This window comes from Bacillus sp. EKM206B, from assembly GCF_011066015.1.
Lineage (GTDB): Bacteria > Bacillota > Bacilli > Bacillales > Bacillaceae > Bacillus > Bacillus velezensis.
On the sequence record NZ_JAAMNL010000002.1, the window covers coordinates 466504 to 484323 of the forward strand.

Consider the following 17820-nt stretch of genomic DNA (forward strand, 5'->3'; position numbering starts at 1 on the left):
CGGCTTTGCAAAACACTGAAGATCTTCTTTACAAACTATTGGCAGGCCAGCTGAAATCTGTCGGATTTTTTACGGAAAACGAAACGCAGCCTGTCATGCAGGGGTTTTACGGCAGGTGGCTGGAAGAAAGCATCTCCATCTTGGTGCAAAAAGGCTTTTTGAAACAGTCTGGCAGTACGTATGTGTTAACGGGTCCGATAGAGCGTGCGGACGTTCTGTGGCAAGAATGGGATGAAAAGAAAGCTCCTTTGCTCAAGGACAGCAGCAAACAGGCGATGATCACCTTAGTGGAGACCGCTCTCAGAGCTTTGCCGGATATTTTATCCGGCAGAGTTTCTGCCACTGATGTTCTGTTTCCTGATTCCTCAATGGAATTGGTTGAAGGAATCTATAAAAACAATGAAACGGCAGACTACTTTAATGAGGTGCTCGCTGACACATTGACGGCTTTTATTGAAGAACGCCTGAAAGAAGACCCGAACGCGGAAATCCGGATATTAGAGATCGGAGCGGGGACGGGCGGGACGAGCGCGGCCGTTTTCAAAAGATTAAAAGAGGTCAAACCTCATGTGAAAGAATATTGCTACACCGATCTGTCAAAGGCCTTTTTCATGCATGCTGAAAAAGAATACGGTCCCGACAATCCGTATTTGACTTATAAGCGGTTTAATGTGGAAGAGCCCCCGGCTTTGCAGGGTATAGAGGCGGGCGCATATGACGCGGTCATTGCGGCAAATGTGCTTCACGCGACAAAAAATATTCGGCGGACACTTCGCAATGCCAAAGCGGTGCTTAAAAAGAATGGGATTTTGCTATTAAATGAGATCAGCAGCCATTCGGTTTATTCTCATCTGACATTCGGTCTTTTGGAAGGCTGGTGGCTGTATGAAGACGCCAAACTGCGTATTCCCGGATGCCCGGGGCTGTATCCTGAAGCGTGGCAGTCTGCGCTGGAAAGCGAGGGATATCGGTACGTTACATTTATGGCGGAATCGTCACATCACCTCGGCCAGCAGATCGTGGCGGCAGAAAGCGACGGTGTCATCAGACAAAAGCAGCCGGACGCGCAGGCGGTTGAAGAAACTGCGGCTTCCAAAGAGCCGGCTGATGTCACAGAACCGTCTTTCTCAGTCACAGACCGGACTGTGCAATTCATAAAAGAAACGTTAGCCAAGTCCATAAAGCTTGCTCCCGAGCGCATTCAGCCGGAAACCAGCTTTGAAAAATACGGCATCGACTCCATTTTGCAGGTGAATTTTATCCGCGAACTGGAAACATTGACGGGCGAGCTGCCGAAAACGGTCTTATTTGAACACACGAATACGAAAGAACTTGCCGAGTATTTGCTGGAAACTTACCCGGATAAGCTGCAACAGGCATTCGGAGCCGAACAAGCGCCTCCTGAAACGGAGCATCCGGAACCTGCAATGAATGAACCGGCGCCGCTTGTCACGGAAACGCGGCGGTTTATCACTGAACAAAAAGAGCCAAAAGCGCCAAAGCCGGAAACAGAAACCGTCACCGTTAATCGTTCTGATCGTGACGACATTGCCATTATCGGCATCAGCGGCCGCTATCCCGAGTCTGAAACCCTCGATGAGCTGTGGGAGCATTTAAAAGCCGGAGACAGCTGTATTACGAAAGCTCCGGAAAACAGATGGAAATCCGGTCTTCTGAAAACAATGGCAAAAGAAACACGAAAAGAAGAACGCAAAACACGGTACGGCGGATTTCTGCAGCATATTGAAGCTTTTGACCATCACTTGTTTGACATCCGGGAAGACCATGTGATGGAGATGACGCCTGAGCTCCGTCTAAGCTTAGAAACCGTATGGGAAACATTTGAAAATGGCGGTTACTCGTTAGAAAGAGTAAACGAATGGCAGGAATCAGACAGCGGCATCGGTGTATTTATGGGCAGTATGTACAATCAATATTTCTGGAATATCCCGTCATTGGAAAAAGCTGCGCTCAGCTCTAACGGAGGGGATTGGCATATCGCCAACCGCATTTCCCACTTTTTCAATTTAACGGGCCCGAGCATGGGCGTTACGACCGCATGCTCCAGCTCACTGAGCGCCATTCATCTCGCCTGTGAAAGCCTGAAGCTTAACAGCTGTTCCATGGCGATTGCCGGAGGGGTCAATCTCACGCTTGAACCGTCTAAATATGATGCGCTCGAACGGGCGAATTTGCTTGAACAGGGAAGTGAAAGCAAAAGCTTCGGAACCGGCACGGGCCTGATGCCGGGAGAAGGAGTCGGGGCAGTGCTCTTGAAGCCGCTCTCCAAAGCGCTTGCCGACAAAGACCATATATACGGGGTCATTAAAAGCAGCGCGTTGTGCCATAGCGGCGGAAGGCAGATGTACACGGCTCCGGATCCGAAACAGCAGGCGAAGCTCATGGCGGCTTCCATCGACAAGGCCGGAATCAATCCGGAAACAATCAGTTATGTTGAATCAGCGGCAAACGGCTCTGTATTGGGAGATCCGATTGAGGTCATTGCCCTGACAAATGCGTTCGCGCAATATACTGATAAAAAACGTTTTTGCGCGCTTGGATCCGTCAAGTCAAATCTCGGCCATTTAGAGGCGGCTTCCGGCATGTCCCAGCTCGCGAAAGTGCTGCTGCAAATGGAGCGGGAAACATTAGTCCCGACGATTAACGCAAAACCGCAAAATCCGAATATCAACCTTGAACAAACGGCTTTTCACCTGCAGGAAAAAACCGAGTATTGGGAGCGTATGAGGGATGCCGAAACGGGGGACATCATCCCGCGGAGAAGCATGATTAATTCCTTCGGGGCAGGCGGGGCATATGCAAATCTCATCGTAGAAGAATATATCAGCCCGAATTCCGATCAGGCCCGTCACGGCGATGAGGAATATATTTTCCCTGTGTCAGCGAAAACAAAATGGAGTTTTGAAGCCTATCTTGACAGACTGGCGGCCTTTTTAGAAAAGACGCCATCTCTTCATCCGGCCGCCATCGCATCCGCGCTGCAAAAAAGAACGCATCATTCGGAGTATCGGGCGGCATTTACGGCTGCTTCCGTTCAGGAACTGCTGGAAAAGCTGGCCGCTTACCGCATGGATCAGCGGAATCTCAATTTCTCTGAATCTGATATTGGCCGGCGTGCGCGGCAATGGGAAAAAGGAGAGAATATCGCGTTTGATCAGTTGCAGCAAGAGCACGCCGTTCATCTGCCGGCCTACGCTTTTGACCACGGGACTTCTTTTCAATTCGGTGAATCAGAAAACGCTGCCGGCGTTCAGGCGGTATACAGTGATGACGACCCATACGTGAAAGGGCATCAATTCAGCGGAGAACCGGTACTCGTCGGCGCTACATATAACAGTCTGGCAGTCGATCATTTTTGTGATCTTTTTCCTGATGCGGAAGGAGGACAAATTAAAAAACTGAATTACGTCAGCCCCATTACCGTAAAAAAAGGCGATCGCATCGAGATGAAAACAGAATCGAAACAAAACGGGGATGGATTTGAACTGAGCATAATGCACCGCAGCCGCACGTCTCCTGATTGGAGCATAGCGGCGTATGCCGAGTGCAGCCCGTATCCGTTTCAAAAGCAGCACGCGAATCTGGCGGCCATTCAGCGCTCTTACCGGGAAGTGGGCCGGATAGATGAGTTATACGGAGACGGAACGGGAACCGTCGTGTGGGGAGAAGAATTTAAAACGATCACCCGCCTGTACAAAGGCTCTGATGCCGTTTTAGCGAAAGTGAACCTGAACAATAGCGACTCACAACAAGCGCATCATTATGCCGTAAATCCGTTCATCGCCAACAGTGCTTACTTGGCCTCGCTTTCTTTATTGGATCAAACGGAGGCGGAAAGCTATCTGCCGTTCGGCATTAATTCCGTCACCTTCAGCAGCCCGGAAGATCTTACCGATTGCTGGCTGCACATCAAGCTGGCCAAACAAACGGGGGAAATGATTCTGATTAACGCAGATGTCATCAGCAGCCGATCGGAAGTGGTGATGCGTTTTGAAGGCTATGCCCTGAAACGGTTCCGCCCGAAAACCGAACAGATAAATCAGCCGGCCCGAACGGCTGTGAAGAATGCGGGAGCACCGATTTCTGCCGGCAGTCTGACAGATGATATCCGCAGCTACGTCCTTGGCAAGCTCGCCAAGATGATGGATGAACCCGCGCCATCTCTTCGTTCTGACGCGAATATCATGGAATTGGGACTTGATTCAGCGAGCCTGATCGGGCTGACAAAAGAGATCGGCCAAGAGGCGGATATCGATGTGAATCCAACATTGTTTTTCGAGTATCCGACTGCGGAGGAGCTGACCCGCCACTTCGTGTCAGCATATGAGAGCAAGTTTTCTCAATTGCTTGCCGATCATAAGTATTCAGAAGAGGTCAGGGTCACGGAAACAGAAGAGCGCACTTTACCGAAGAAACAGCATACGCCTTGTGATAACGCCGATATCAAGCAAGGAATCGCGATTATCGGTATGTCAGCTCAGTTTCCGCAATCCCCGGATATCCAGTCTTTTTGGGAGCACATCGTAAACGGGGATCACTGTATTACCGAAATTCCGGCGGACCGCTGGGACTGGCGCCGTTACGCCGGTGATGAGAATGACACGAGTCTCAGATGGGGCGGTTTTATTGACGGTGTCGGCGAATTTGACCCGCTCTTTTTCGAAATTTCCCCTAAAGAGGCATCACAAATGGGGCCGGAGCAATTTCTGCTTTTTATGCATACATGGAAGGCAATGGAGGATGCGGGCCTGACAAATAAGGCATTATCAAGCAGACCGACAGGCGTTTTCGTTGCCGCGGGCAACAGCGATCCGAACAATGGAACAGCCATTCCGTCCATCATTCCGAACAGAATATCATATGCTTTGAATTTACAAGGACCGAGTGAATATTACGAGGCTGCCTGCACGTCAACCCTGGTGGCATTGCACAGGGCGGTTCAATCAATCCGTCATAACGAATGTGAGCAGGCTGTCGTGGGCGCCGCCAATATTCTGCAGTCGCCGAAGGGCTTTATCGGTTTTGATTCAATGGGGTATTTAAGCAAAAACGGCCGGGCGAAATCGTTCCAAAAAGATGCCGATGGCTTTGTCAGAAGCGAAGGGGCGGGCGTTATCATCATCAAACCGGTTGAGGCGGCAATTGAAGACGGCGATCATATTCACATGGTCATTAAAGGAACAGGAGTGTCTCACGGCGGTAAAGGCATGTCGCTTCACGCACCGAATCCGGCGGGAATGAAGGCCGCGATGAAAAAAGCGTACGAAGACACCGATGTTGATCCGCAAACCGTCACTTATATTGAAGCGCACGGCATTGCCTCCGAAATGGCAGATGCGCTGGAGTTTAATGCAATCAAAGCGGGTTACGGCGAGTCTGCAAATCAAGAGGAAAGCGCGCCTTGTTATATCAGCACCGTGAAACCTTGCATCGGGCACGGCGAACTCGCTTCCGGACTGGCCGCCCTTATAAAAGTGGCGATGGCCATGAAGCATCATACCATCCCGGGCATTCCCGGATTTACAGCTGCAAATGAGCAAATGGCCATTCAGAAAAGCCGCTTCCGTTTCACCGAAGACAATCAGGAATGGACACAGCTCACCGACCATACGGGCAGACCGATCCCGCGCCGGGCCGCAATTAACAGCTATGGCTTCGGCGGCATGAATGCGCATGTCGTTTTGGAACAGTACAGCCCGAGCCATAAAGACAAAGAATCTGTGCATGAACCGCAGCTTATCGTGCTCTCTGCTAAGAGCGAAGGGCGTCTTAAGGCGGCCGCAAGTCAACTGGCTGATTTTGTGCAAACTGGAGATGCTCCGTCATTGCGGGATATTGCTTATACGCTTCAGATCGGCCGTGAGGCGATGAACTGCCGCCTGGCACTCGTTGCCCGCAATCAAGATGAATTGCTGGAAAAACTGAAAGAGTACAGAGCATTTTCCGAAGAAAGCAATGGAATGAAAAGCTTCTTTACAGGCAGTCAGCAGACTGGATCAGGAGATATCGGCGTTTTACTGGAAGGGACTCTCGGTACAGTCGTCACGGAGACGCTGTTGGCTGAAAACAATCTCGAAAAACTTGCATTTTGCTGGGTGAAAGGTGCGGATATACCGTGGGACAGACTCCACCAAGGCAAATCTGTTCAAAGAGTGCCGCTTCCGACATATCCTTTTGAAAACCACAAGTATTGGAACGGCGGTCAGCCAGAAGACATCAGCCTTGCACCGGTTTCACAGAATCCTCAGATCCGCTGCGGGAGCGCGGCTGACATTGTGGCAGACATTTTGGGGATGAAGGCAGCGGAAATTGATCAAAATAAGCCGCTGACTGAATACGGCTTCGATTCAATCTCCTCTATTCAGCTGTTGAAGAAACTTGAGGACGGAGACAGCCGCATCAGTCTGGAGGCTCTTCAGAAATGCAGCACTCTTCAGGAGATCGGCATGCTGTTAAAAACGAACCAACCGCAGGAGACGGGCCGGAATTTTCCCGAACTCGTCAAGCTGAATGAAAGAGAAAAAGGCCGTCCTGTTTTTTGGTTTCACGGCGGAACGGGAGGCGTGGAAGCATACCAGCCATTTGCCAAAAAGAGTCAGCGACCTTTTTACGGCATCCAGGCAAGAGGTTTGACAGGGAAAGAGCCGCTGCAAGGAATCGATGAGACGGCCGCTTCTTATAAGAGAATCATCCAAGCGGTACAGCCGAAAGGCCCTTATGACCTCGGCGGATATTCCTTGGGCGGAATGCTTGCATATGAAACCGCGCGCCTCTTGCAGGAGGAAGGTCATACGGTAAAAAGCGCCGTCATGATCGACACCCCGTACAGTGAAAAATGGAGAGAAAGAAAACCATCTGTTAAGTCAGTCATGCTGCAAACGATCAATACGATGCTTACAGCATATCTTAAGCCTGAAAACCTTGAAGAGGCATTAATCAGCAGAGAAGACATTACCGTCCAGGCTGAGGAAGAAGAAGTATTGAAAGAATTGATCGGCCTTGCCAAAAAGCGCGGTCTGCCAAAATCCGAAGAAGCAATCCGGATGCAGCTGGAGCAAATGATGAAGACGCAGCTCGCTTACGGAATGGAAGAGTATGACATGAAGCCGCTGCCTCATCCGGAAGCGCTGCAATGCTACTACTTCCGTAATAAAAGCGGTTTGTTCCTTGGAGATCTTGAACGTTATCTGACGGCAGAGGAAGAACAAATTCCGTTAGACCATGATGCGTATTGGAAAGAATGGGAACGCCAGATGAAACAGTTTCACCTGCTGGACGTTCACTCTTCCAATCATGTCACAATGCTGTCGGAACCGAAGCCGCAAAACGCCATTAAGGCATTCTGCGAAAAACTGTACGCAAACAAAGGAACGATAAGCGCAAATTTCCTTAAATCTTTCAAAAAAAAGCTGGACGAAACAAATGAGTTGGTAAAACGGTAATAGAGAACGGCCGGAGTAATCCGGCCGCTTTTTTTATCTATGTAGAACTAAATTTACTATGTACTAAATTTTCATTGTCATATTGATTTCTGTTTATAAGACATTAAAAAAACCCCCGATAAACAGGGGGGTGATATTAAAATCTGACAGGCAATGTTTCAAGCCCTCTCAAAAACACATTTTTTCTCCATGTTACATCCTCGGGCGCGCCTTTCAGATCTATATTCGGAAACCGTTTTAAAAGCGTGCTAAAGGCAATGGATGCTTCCATCCGGGCGAGCGGAGCCCCGAGACAAAAATGAATGCCGAATCCAAAAGAGATATGACGGTTCGGTGTTCTCGCTATATTTAATGTATCAGGATCATCGAAATATTCCGGGTCCCGATTGGCTGAACCGATGCCGATAAATATCATATCGCCTTTTTTAATAGAAACATCTTTATAAGTGAAATCTTCAATCGCCCATCGATTCGCCATCATGATGACGGGAGAGGTATAACGCAAAAGCTCTTCGACCGCCGTCTGGATATTTTCCGGCTGCCGCTTTATCTTCTCCATCTGGTCTTTGTGCAGAAGAAGCGCCAGGGTGCCGGAGCCGAGAAGGTTAACCGTTGTTTCAAGCCCGGCAACGACTAACAAAAACAGCATGGAATACAGCTCTGATTCACTCAGCTTTTGGCCATCCTCTTCAGCGTAAATAAGCTTGCTCGTCAAGTCTTCACCCGGATGTTTTCTTTTTTCTTCGATCAGTGTTTTCATATATTGTTTAAATTCTTTGAGAGCCTGGTTGGTCGCATCTTGTCCGCTTTCTGACGTGTCGACCATTGCGTTTGTCCACACTTGAAATTTGGCGCGGTCCTCTTTCGGAATTCCGAGCAGCTCGGAAATGACGATAAACGGAAGCGGTGCGGCGAAATCTCTCATGATATCAGGGTCTGCTTTTGTTTCCATTTCATCCAGCAGCTCTTCTGTGATCTGCTCTATCCCGGTGCGAAGCTGCTCAATCATCCGGGGAGTGAACCCCTGATGCACCAAAGATCGAAGTCGTGAATGATCCGGGGGGTCTTTTGCCAGCATATGCTCTGAGACAAAATCGATATCTTCACTGACATTCAGCTTCGCGATCAGCTCCTTCGGCATGACTCGTTTTACATCTCTCGTAATTCTGCCGTCTTTTAAAAACGCCATACAATCATCATAACGCGTGATGAGCCAAGCCGGAAAGGTGCCTCCGAAACGCTGCAGTTCGAATTTATGTATGGGGTCCTGCTCTCTGAATCTGCTTAAAACCGCAAAAGGGTTTTCGTGAAACTCGGGTGAGTGTGGGTGAAACATTGTTTTTTCCATCTGGATTTCCCCGCCTTCATGTTTTTGAAAAGACATAACAAACAGCCGGTGCCTGCCGACCGGACGGCATTCCTCCTTTTATCTGCCGAAGACACTGATCACAACGGCTCATAAGTATGTCTAAAATATATAAGGAAACAGTAGCCGGTTCAATAGACAAATCGTAAAGCCGCCATTTTCGTTGATTATCAACAAAACAGCAAACTTTTTTTGCCATTTCATCATGTGTGTTAAATCCTGCTAATATACATATTTACGCTTCATATCAACTTCTTAAGGAGGATGTGAATGAATGCGTTTATGAAATGGGCGGCAAGTCTGCTTTTGGTGATCTCTCTTCAGTTCGGCCTTACGGGCGCCGGCATCCATTCGGACAGTGCTGCTCGTGCCGCATCCCGATACGATCAGGTGCTGTATTTCCCGCTGTCAAAATATCCGGAGACGGGAAATCATATAAAAGACGCCATTTCGGCAGGTCATTCTGAGATTTGTACAATTGATCGGGGCGGAGCGGAGAATAGAAGGAAAGAATCATTGAAAGGAATTCCGACAAAGCCCGGGTTTGACCGTGATGAATGGCCCATGGCAGTCTGCACAGAAGGCGGAGCGGGCGCTGATATCAGATATGTAACCCCGTCGGATAACCGCGGGGCTGGTTCATGGGTTGGAAATCAAATGAGCGGATATTCCGACGGCACGAGAGTATTATTTATCGTTCAGTAGCTTCTCCGGTTCGCCGGAGTTTTTTTATGCTCTGAAAAAGCGGCACGCCGGCTGGACATATGAAATGGCAAAGAGTAAACTTATTATTTGGAATCAGCATGAGAAAGGATTGGATCACATTGACAGTGACTACATACCGAAATATTGCACTTTTACTTCTTTGTTTAACAGCGGGAATTGTGGATGTGATCGGTTATTTAAGCCTGGGACATATCTTTACCGCCAATATGACGGGGAACATCGTTCTGTTCGGCCTGGCGATCGGCAACTCGTGGCACCTTGCCGTACTCAAATCGTTAACCTCGTTAATCGGATTTATTGCCGGCGTTATTGCCGCGGCCCTGCTTGTAGGCAATAAAAAGAAATCATTCTGGCCCCCTGCGGTAACTGCCGCTTTAGCTATTGAAGGAGCTGTTTTGCTGCTGTTTGCTTTGTTCTCCTGCTTTTTTGCAGATGCCATTTCTGTTTATGTGCTGATTATGCTGCTCAGCTTCGCAATGGGAATGCAGACGACAGCCGCGAGAAAACTTGGTGTAGCGGGGATTTCCACGACCGTATTAACGGGAACGCTCGCTAATTTTTTTGAAGATCTCACCGCAAGGTTTTACAAAGCAGACAAGCGGAAGCAGTTTACGAGAGATGCTGTATTGCGCGCGCTTGCCTTGGTTCTGTATTGCTTTGGGGCGGTCATAGGCGCTTTTGCCGAACCGGATTATAAGTTTGCCGTGATCTGGCTTCCGATTATCATTATTTTAGGCATTATGCTTTGCGCATTCACGATGTTCCACGGATATTCTGAAGAAAAAAACCAATAAAAAAACGCCGCTTATTCAGGGCGTTTTTTCTTTTTATTGCTCTTTCCGGGTCCCGATTGTATAAACGGCCCGATCTGTATGTACCTTTAATCCGTCTTGCTCCTTTTGGATGGTGATGTCGCCGAGCAGAGGGATTTCATACGCATCTTGGGGAAGCGGGACATTTCCTTCCTCGTCCGCTACATAGTCATCGGGATGGTTTGTCCGGCGGACGAGAACATCATCAAGGTGAAGCATGATCTGGTCCATATCAGAAATCTCGTTTCGGCTGTCTGTCAGCTCTCCTTTTCTGATATCAAGCGTTTGTCCGATCTGTTTTTGCAGCCATTCAGACAATTCGGTGTTTGTAAGTGCCATTGTGATTCCTCCTTTTATCTACACCATACTTATTCCCTATTTTTTTTAGAAATACACTGCCTTGCATTGATCTTTTTTTCTGACAGCCGGTTCTGAAGCATTCCGAGTTCCTTCATTATAAATGTTTCATCTGTTCACCTGAAAAACGGAGTCATCTGCAGGTTTAGACGACCCCGTTCTCATGATAAAAAGGTTACTCTTTCGGCACGGCGTTTTCAGCGTTAACTGCGCCCGCTCCGTAAATGTTCGGATTTTCATTTGTCCATTGATCCGGACTTTGTTTGATCAGTGTTTTCACTTCGTCAGGCGAAAGCTGCGGGTTCTGCTGAAGAATTAAGGCAGCAATGCCCGCACAGATCGGAGTGGCCATGGACGTGCCCGACAGACTGAAATACAAGGAGCCTACACGGTTTGATTTCTGTAATTTGTCAAGGTATGAACGCGGAGAACGGAGAGATACGATATCGACCCCGGGCGCAAGAATGTCAGGCTTCTCTTTTCCGTACACCGTCGGGCCGCGGCTTGAGAAAGAAGCGACCGTATCGTCCTCATTGCTGGCCGTATCATTGTCATCATAGGCGCCTACCGTGATGACCTTCTCGCTGACACCGGGGCTTGAAATCGTTTGAGCTTCCGGACCGGAGTTGCCCGCGGCGACGCAGACGACGATTCCTTCATTCCATGCCTCTTCAACGGCCTTGACGAGCGGGTCGTCCGTTTCTTTATCATATCTGAGCGCATCTCCGCCCAGTGACATGCTGATGATTCTGATCGGATTCTTTGTGTGTTCTTTATTATAATGTATGCACCATTCCACACCTTCAATGATATCAGCCAAGGTTCCTGATCCTGATTTGTTTAATACCTTGACTCCGATCAGATCGGCTTCCGGCGCCGGCCCCTGATATTTACCGGAAGATGAAGCGCCGCTGCTTGCGATATCACCGGCGCAATGGGTGCCGTGTCCGTTGTCATCATACGGTTCTGTCTTTTGGTTGACAAAGTCCGCAAATCCGATAACTCTGCCTTCTAAATCGGGATGCTGATAGATTCCGGTATCAATAACGGCGACGGTTACGCCTTTTCCTGTTAATACGGTGCCGTTACGGGTCATTTCTTTTGCATGAGACGATTCAGCTGCCGTATCAAGGAGCGCTTTTACTTCACGGTTTAAATAGATTTTACGGATATCCCGGCATTGCGAAAGAAGCATGTGAAGGGCGGACGGAGTGACTTCGGCGCTGCAGCAATTGATTGTTTGAAACTGCTTTTTTATGGTGCAGCGTTTTTCTTTTGATAAGACCTGTCCTGTGCTGTGAAAACCGGATTCATGGCAGCCCTCTTCAAATTCAATGATGACTGACATTTTCTTTCTGTTTTTCACCTTTTTTTCGAAAAACTTGTGCAAAAAGCAAGGTGTCCATTTGAAAGGTTTATATAACTGTAATACGTTTTCTCTGAGCGGCCAGTCCAGCTTATGAGCATTTGACCGCACCATTTGTACCATTGAGTAACCAAACATATATACTTTTCCTCCCATTCTGGCGATTCTCTCTATACCATATGAACAGGCCGTATGTTCGGTCAGTTTGTTTGTCCTTCAGGAGCGCTGGTTACTTGCGGCTTTTTCAGGAGAAGAAATCGAGTTGAAACGGAACGTTTGTTCGTTTATAATGAAGCCGGCGGAAGGAGGTATATACATGAACATCATATTGAGACATTCCTTGGAAAAACAGCTTCAGATTGATATTATATATATGAAAAAAGACGGTTCCATTTCAAAACGGACCATCATGATAAAAAAAGGGGATGAGCGGGCTGTAACGGCATTTTGCTGTACAAAAAGGCAGATGAGAACTTTTTTGACGGGCTCCATTCTGTCCTGTGCATTTGCTTCGGGAGGCGGATATTCATTTTTAAAAGCGTATTCTTGATGCCGTCCGTTTCCGGCCGTGAATCTCCCGCCCCTGAAAATTCGGGCGTTCCTCCCTTTTTTTTTGCCCTCTCTCAACCTTTTTTCACTGATGCCCGGCATTTGAGCGCTTGAACCGTGACAATCCATTGATTTTTCGAAACCGGGAAGTTTTTCACTGATGATAATGTTAATAGAATGTTAAGATAAGACCTATTGACAAAAATCCATATAATGAACATGTCATTTTTCAGAAAGGAGCAAAGAAGGAGAGCTGATGAAAAGAATTTTACTTAATGTCATCATTATCGTAGCAATGGTCTTACTAATAAGATGTGCTCATTATGCGTCAGACCCTGATCCCTCGAATTCTTCTGATACATACACAGATTTTAAAGATTTGGCTGAACATGAAGACCCCGATGATTATCATATATCGTACAATAAGCGAAAGGGGAGTCCCGTATTGATCATGTCGCCGCACGGAGGGAGAATTGAGGGCGGGGTGAGCGAGATCGTCCGCTCTTTCAGAGATGATTATTCAACCTATCTGTTTGAGGGATTAAAAACGCATGATAACCAGACTCTTCATATTACGAGCACCAGGTTCGATGAGCCTTCAGCAGTCGAAAGCATTAAGCAGCACCATTATGTTATCGCAGTTCACGGTTATAAAGGCGACGAGAAAAATACTCTTGTCGGAGGAAGCGACCGGAAGCGGGCGAAAAAATTGGTGAGAGCTCTCGAACGAAACGGATTTTCTGCAGAATTGGCAACCTCAAAAACCGGTCTGGCCGGGGTTGACACCGAAAATATCAATAACCAGGCGCAAACCGGGCTGAGCATACAGCTTGAGATCAGCAGAGAACAGCGGGAAGCGTTTTTTGATAATTTTGATTACCGCGAAAGGGAATTCACAAAAACGGAGGAATTTTACCGGTTTGTCCGTACGATAAAAAGAGTGATCAATCAAGAGTATTCGTGAGCTTAAAAAAAGACAAACCAGTGAAAGATGAGTAAACTGAAAAAAAGGAGGTTTGTCCCTTGGCAAAACATCACTTTTATTTAAAAGCAAATTGGCCCGGAAATCGCAACGACGTCGGCGATATTAAAAGCGGCCGGCTGGAGACGGCTGTGTCCATTCCTAAGGAAATGGACGGACCCGGAGAAGGCACAAATCCTGATGAAATGCTGCTTGGAGCGGCCGCGACCTGTTATATTATAACGCTTGCGGCGATGATGGAAAGAAGCGGCCTGGATAAAGAAGATCTACATATGGAATCTGAAGGAATTGTAGACGTCACGAACGGTGTGTTCACGTACCAGAAAATCATTCACCGCCCGTTTATATTATTAAAGCCGGATGCAGCCGAAACGGATTTTACGCTCGCCAGGAAGTTAGCGCAAAAAGCGGAGTCCTCATGTATGATTTCACGAGCGGTCCAAGGAAACGTGGAGATGGAGCTTGAGGTTGAAGTAAAAGCTGCCCGCGCTTGACGAGTTCAAACGGTCAGCTCCGGGCCGTTTGATTTTTTTTAGCTTTTTGAGACTTGGAACGGTTCAGCAGGATGACGCCCGTGATGACAAAAACAAGCCCGATCATCATTTTGACTGTCATGGCCTCCTTAAAAACAAAAAAGCCGACAATTGCCGTTAAAGCGGTGCCGACACCTGACCATGTCGCGTATGCGGCGGATAAATCAAGGCTTTTCAATGAGAAGCTCAAAAACATAAAAGAGGCTCCGATTCCGGCAATGACGCCGAGAGCGGGCCACAGGTGCGTAAAACCGTCCGACAGCTTCAGCATCGTGCTCCCGAACACTTCTGATACAATGGCTAATGCCAGGCAGAGTAATCCTTTCATCAGCATGCCTCTCCTTTCTACCAATTCATCAAAATGACACCGGCCAATAAGAAAAAGAGTCCGATGACGGCCTGCTTGTCCAGTTTTTCATGAAACCATTTCGCTCCGATAATGGATGCGAGCACCGTTCCGGCTCCGCTCCATGTTGCATAGGATAAGCTGAGCGGAATGAGATTCAGTGTCAGTGAAAGCATATAAAAGGCCAATGAATAGCCTGCCACTACAAGCGCGCTCGGCAAAAACCGCGTAAATCCGCGGGAGACTTTCAGCATGGCCGCGCCGATTGACTCTGATAAAATAGCAATTGTGAGGAAGATATAACCCAGAATCATATCAAATCCCCCTCTCATCATAATCCTTATGCCTTTTGTTTAAGGCAGTAAAATAAAATAATATCCGAACTTTGCCCGCCAAGTCAAGACATTAAGCCTATACAAAAAGGCCCCTGAAAGGAGCCCTTTTTGATTGTCTTAGTAGTAATACGGATAGTAAGGGTAGCCGTAACCTCCGTACAAATACGGATTGAACAAAGCGCTTCCGACAAGCCCCCCGACAAGCCCTCCGACAAACGGTCCGCCGTAAAAACCAAACGGCCGTCCGAACCCGCCAAACCAAGGGCGGCCAAACCAAGGCCGGCCAAAACCAAAACCCGGTCGCCCGAAGCCGAATCCGAATCCGGGACGCCCGAACCCGAAGCCCGGCCGTCCGAACCCAAATCCGGGCCGTCCAAACTGTCTCATATCACTATCTGCTTCGTATGTGTATTCTTCAATCATAATTAAGGTACCTCCAAGAATAAATTTGAGATGATAACAGAGTATTCAGCCCACCAATTTTTGATTGGGCGTTTATCAAAAAAATAAAGGAGTGAGCTTTTGTGGGCCTGTATCAGTCCGATTGGTCAAAAAAACCTCCGCACACACACGCATACCGGGCTGTTACGGATGTAGTGCAGGGGCATTATCATTTGATTGAAGGCTTTTCGCAGCCGGAGAACGGCAGCAATACAGATGAGCATACACATTTCTATACGGGCATCACCTCGTTTGAAAACGGCCATTTTCATAGGTATTACGGCATTTCCGGCCCTGCCATCCCGAGGGTTGACGGAACACATTACCATGAGCTTTCAGAGACCACCTTTGCCGCCTACAATGAGCCGATTCAGATCCAGCACGGCGGCGTCGTTTACGATCCGCGGGAGGAAGGACGGAAAACGCACCGCCATACACTCAAAGGAAAAACGAGAGAGGTTGTCGGAAACGAGCCGATCGGGTGGTAGCGGACGTTTAGCGCTCAGGAAAAAGGGCAAAATGGATAGGTGCCTGAAGAAATGAATGCTATAATTAGGGGGAGATTTATAAAAGAGAGTGATACATATTGAAAAATAAAAAACAGCCTGTCGTCATACTTGTCGGACCGACGGCAGTCGGAAAAACAAAACTAAGCATCGGACTCGCGAAAATGCTGAATGCGGAAATCATCAGCGGAGATTCCATGCAGGTATATAAAGGGATGGACATCGGAACGGCCAAAGTCACCGAAGAAGAGACAGAAGGCGTGCCGCATCACCTGATTGATATTTTGGAGCCGTCCGACACTTTTTCAACGGCGGATTATCAGAAAATGGTAAGGGGAAAAATCACCGAGATTGCCGATAGAGGAAAGCTGCCGATGATTGTCGGGGGAACGGGTCTGTACATTCAGTCCGTGCTGTATGACTATACGTTCACGGAAAACTCCGGCGACCCTGTATTCCGGGAGCGCATGGAGAAACTGGCGGCTGAAGAAGGGGCGGAAGTGCTTCATGCCAAGCTTGCGGCAGCCGACCCGGAAGCGGCGGCAGCCATTCATCAAAACAACACGCGAAGAGTCATCCGCGCGCTCGAAATTCTGCATGTATCGGGAAAAACAATGTCAGAGCATCTTAAAACCCAAAAACGGGAGCTGCTTTACAATGCGGTTCTTATCGGTCTTACAATGGACAGAGAAGTGCTGTACGGCCGGATTAACGAGCGCGTTGACCTGATGCTGGAAACCGGCCTTCTTGACGAAGTAAAGCGGCTGTATGATATGAATATCCGGGACAGCCAATCGATTCAGGCGATCGGCTATAAAGAGCTGTATGAATACCTTGATGGAAAAGTGCCGCTCCCTCAGGCTGTGGAGCAATTAAAACAAAATTCAAGGCGATATGCGAAACGCCAGCTGACCTGGTTTCGCAATAAAATGCCCGTTTCATGGACAGATATGACGCCGCCTGTTGATATTGAGCAGAAAAAAAAGGAAATTTTCGAGTGCATAGCAGGAAAACTGGAAATTTAATCGAAACAGTATTGTATTGAGAACCAAGGAGGACGAAACATGAAACCGATTAATATTCAAGATCAGTTTTTGAATCAAATCCGAAAAGACAATACGTTCGTCACGGTGTTTTTACTCAACGGCTTCCAGCTTCGCGGCCAGGTAAAAGGCTTTGACAACTTTACCGTTTTGCTCGAAACGGAGGGGAAGCAGCAGCTTATTTATAAACATGCCATCTCCACGTTCGCCCCGCAAAAAAACGTCCAGCTTGAGCTTGAATAGACTTTTTGAAAAAAGACCATGAACAATGGTCTTTTTCTATGCGCATCTGTATATTGCAGGCTGTATATCGGAAACATAAAAGGGGGTTCGGAAAATCGTGTTCGAAAGTGAAAATGAACTGAGAAGAATCAGAATTACGCTCGTTTGGATCGCTGTTTTTTTGCTGTTTGGAGCTTGCAGCAATCATGAGACGGTGGTGACGGATGATGACGGCGGTTCAACGGATACCGAACCGCAGACAGAAGGCATGGTGCAGCTGGAACATAATCGTTTCGGCATCGTTGAGGACGGTTACTTAAAAATATACCGCTATGATGAAAAAACGAATAGAATCGAACTGAAAAAAGAAACGGCGCTGGATGAGCTTGAATAAATTTCACAAGCGTTCGAATTTACAAAGCGGGCCGCACAAGCTACACTAAGTACTGACATTGATCATGCAGAGGGTGAGACGATTGAAACACAAGGTGATAATCAACCATTGGGAAGAAACTTGTGAAGATGATTCCTGCTATGAATATGGAACCAGCATCATCGTTGACGGCAAAGAACTGATCAGAGAGGCTTCCATCACAAGCGCTCTGAAAGCCGTACTGAAAGAAATCGGTGCTGATGTGGAGATTGAAGAAACCGTTGAAAGCGAAAAAAAATGTGATTCTTACAAAAAATAAGAATAAAAGTCTAGACTACTAAGCAGTTTTTTTTCATGTTATGATAGACATCGGCTTACACATGACACCTTGAGTAGGATG

Annotated in this window: 17 protein-coding genes; 11 read left to right on the forward strand and 6 right to left on the reverse strand. The window is 47.7% G+C overall.

The window, feature by feature from the left end; all coding sequences use genetic code 11:
* Positions 1-5 precede the first annotated feature (5 nt).
* Positions 6-7463, forward strand: a complete 7458-nt coding sequence (locus tag G9F50_RS05175; RefSeq protein ID WP_165417694.1) for a beta-ketoacyl synthase N-terminal-like domain-containing protein — start codon at positions 6-8, stop codon at positions 7461-7463.
* Between the two features lie 136 nt (positions 7464-7599).
* On the opposite strand, the gene G9F50_RS05180 is transcribed toward G9F50_RS05175, so the two are convergent.
* A complete protein-coding gene (locus tag G9F50_RS05180; protein ID WP_060561839.1) occupies positions 7600-8811 on the reverse strand; it encodes a cytochrome P450 family protein in 1212 nt (403 codons plus the stop codon).
* Positions 8812-9099: 288 nt separating this feature from the next.
* Between G9F50_RS05180 and G9F50_RS05185 the strand changes: the two genes are divergently transcribed.
* Together G9F50_RS05185 and G9F50_RS05190 are read left to right on the forward strand one after the other, a co-directional pair.
* The gene (locus G9F50_RS05185; RefSeq protein ID WP_007611576.1) at positions 9100-9534 is read left to right on the forward strand and encodes a NucA/NucB deoxyribonuclease domain-containing protein; all 435 of its coding nucleotides are present in this window, start codon (positions 9100-9102) and stop codon (positions 9532-9534) included.
* A gap of 59 nt (positions 9535-9593) precedes the next feature.
* On the forward strand, positions 9594-10349 hold the full coding sequence (locus G9F50_RS05190) for a YoaK family protein (protein ID WP_060561664.1): 756 nt from the start codon (positions 9594-9596) through the stop codon (positions 10347-10349).
* 33 nt (positions 10350-10382) lie between these two features.
* Here the strand turns inward: G9F50_RS05190 and ymzB are convergent, their stop codons facing one another.
* Both ymzB and aprX read right to left on the reverse strand, forming a co-directional pair.
* The gene (ymzB, locus tag G9F50_RS05195; RefSeq protein ID WP_165417695.1) at positions 10383-10706 is read right to left on the reverse strand and encodes a protein YmzB; all 324 of its coding nucleotides are present in this window, start codon (positions 10704-10706) and stop codon (positions 10383-10385) included.
* 193 nt (positions 10707-10899) lie between these two features.
* The gene (gene aprX, locus G9F50_RS05200) at positions 10900-12228 is read right to left on the reverse strand and encodes a serine protease AprX (protein WP_060561663.1); all 1329 of its coding nucleotides are present in this window, start codon (positions 12226-12228) and stop codon (positions 10900-10902) included.
* Between the two features lie 178 nt (positions 12229-12406).
* On the opposite strand from aprX, the gene G9F50_RS05205 reads away from it, so the two are divergent.
* From G9F50_RS05205 to G9F50_RS05215, 3 genes are all read left to right on the forward strand, one after another.
* A complete protein-coding gene (locus G9F50_RS05205) occupies positions 12407-12640 on the forward strand; it encodes a hypothetical protein (RefSeq protein ID WP_060561662.1) in 234 nt (77 codons plus the stop codon).
* Between the two features lie 255 nt (positions 12641-12895).
* Positions 12896-13603 carry a poly-gamma-glutamate hydrolase family protein gene (locus G9F50_RS05210; RefSeq protein WP_007410381.1) on the forward strand — a complete coding sequence of 236 codons (708 nt, stop codon included), beginning with the start codon at positions 12896-12898 and terminating at the stop codon, positions 13601-13603.
* Between the two features lie 59 nt (positions 13604-13662).
* Positions 13663-14115 (forward strand): OsmC family protein, encoded by a 453-nt coding sequence (locus G9F50_RS05215; protein WP_014305039.1) that lies wholly within the window; start codon positions 13663-13665, stop codon positions 14113-14115.
* Positions 14116-14128: 13 nt separating this feature from the next.
* Here the strand turns inward: G9F50_RS05215 and erbB are convergent, their stop codons facing one another.
* The 3 genes from erbB to G9F50_RS05230 all read right to left on the reverse strand — a co-directional run bounded on the left by erbB (position 14129) and on the right by G9F50_RS05230 (position 15258).
* Entirely contained in the window at positions 14129-14482 is a 354-nt protein-coding gene (erbB, locus tag G9F50_RS05220) for an SMR family multidrug efflux transporter EbrB (RefSeq protein ID WP_029973435.1), read from the reverse strand.
* Between the two features lie 17 nt (positions 14483-14499).
* Entirely contained in the window at positions 14500-14814 is a 315-nt protein-coding gene (erbA, locus tag G9F50_RS05225; RefSeq protein WP_007410378.1) for an SMR family multidrug efflux transporter EbrA, read from the reverse strand.
* 138 nt (positions 14815-14952) lie between these two features.
* Positions 14953-15258: a hypothetical protein gene (locus G9F50_RS05230; protein WP_060561661.1), complete on the reverse strand. Its 306-nt coding sequence runs from the start codon at positions 15256-15258 to the stop codon at positions 14953-14955.
* A gap of 101 nt (positions 15259-15359) precedes the next feature.
* On the opposite strand from G9F50_RS05230, the gene G9F50_RS05235 reads away from it, so the two are divergent.
* The 5 genes from G9F50_RS05235 (at position 15360) to G9F50_RS05255 (ending at position 17739) form a co-directional block, all read left to right on the forward strand.
* Positions 15360-15764, forward strand: a complete 405-nt coding sequence (locus G9F50_RS05235; RefSeq protein ID WP_014417831.1) for a YmaF family protein — start codon at positions 15360-15362, stop codon at positions 15762-15764.
* Between the two features lie 98 nt (positions 15765-15862).
* Positions 15863-16807, forward strand: a complete 945-nt coding sequence (gene miaA / locus G9F50_RS05240) for a tRNA (adenosine(37)-N6)-dimethylallyltransferase MiaA (protein WP_060561660.1) — start codon at positions 15863-15865, stop codon at positions 16805-16807.
* A 39-nt stretch (positions 16808-16846) separates the two neighbouring features.
* The gene (gene hfq, locus G9F50_RS05245) at positions 16847-17068 is read left to right on the forward strand and encodes an RNA chaperone Hfq (RefSeq protein WP_003154064.1); all 222 of its coding nucleotides are present in this window, start codon (positions 16847-16849) and stop codon (positions 17066-17068) included.
* Between the two features lie 97 nt (positions 17069-17165).
* Entirely contained in the window at positions 17166-17441 is a 276-nt protein-coding gene (locus G9F50_RS05250) for a YmzC family protein (protein WP_025284768.1), read from the forward strand.
* Positions 17442-17523: 82 nt separating this feature from the next.
* Complete coding sequence (locus G9F50_RS05255; protein ID WP_003154062.1) at positions 17524-17739, forward strand: hypothetical protein; 216 nt, start codon at positions 17524-17526, stop codon at positions 17737-17739.
* Positions 17740-17820 lie beyond the last annotated feature (81 nt).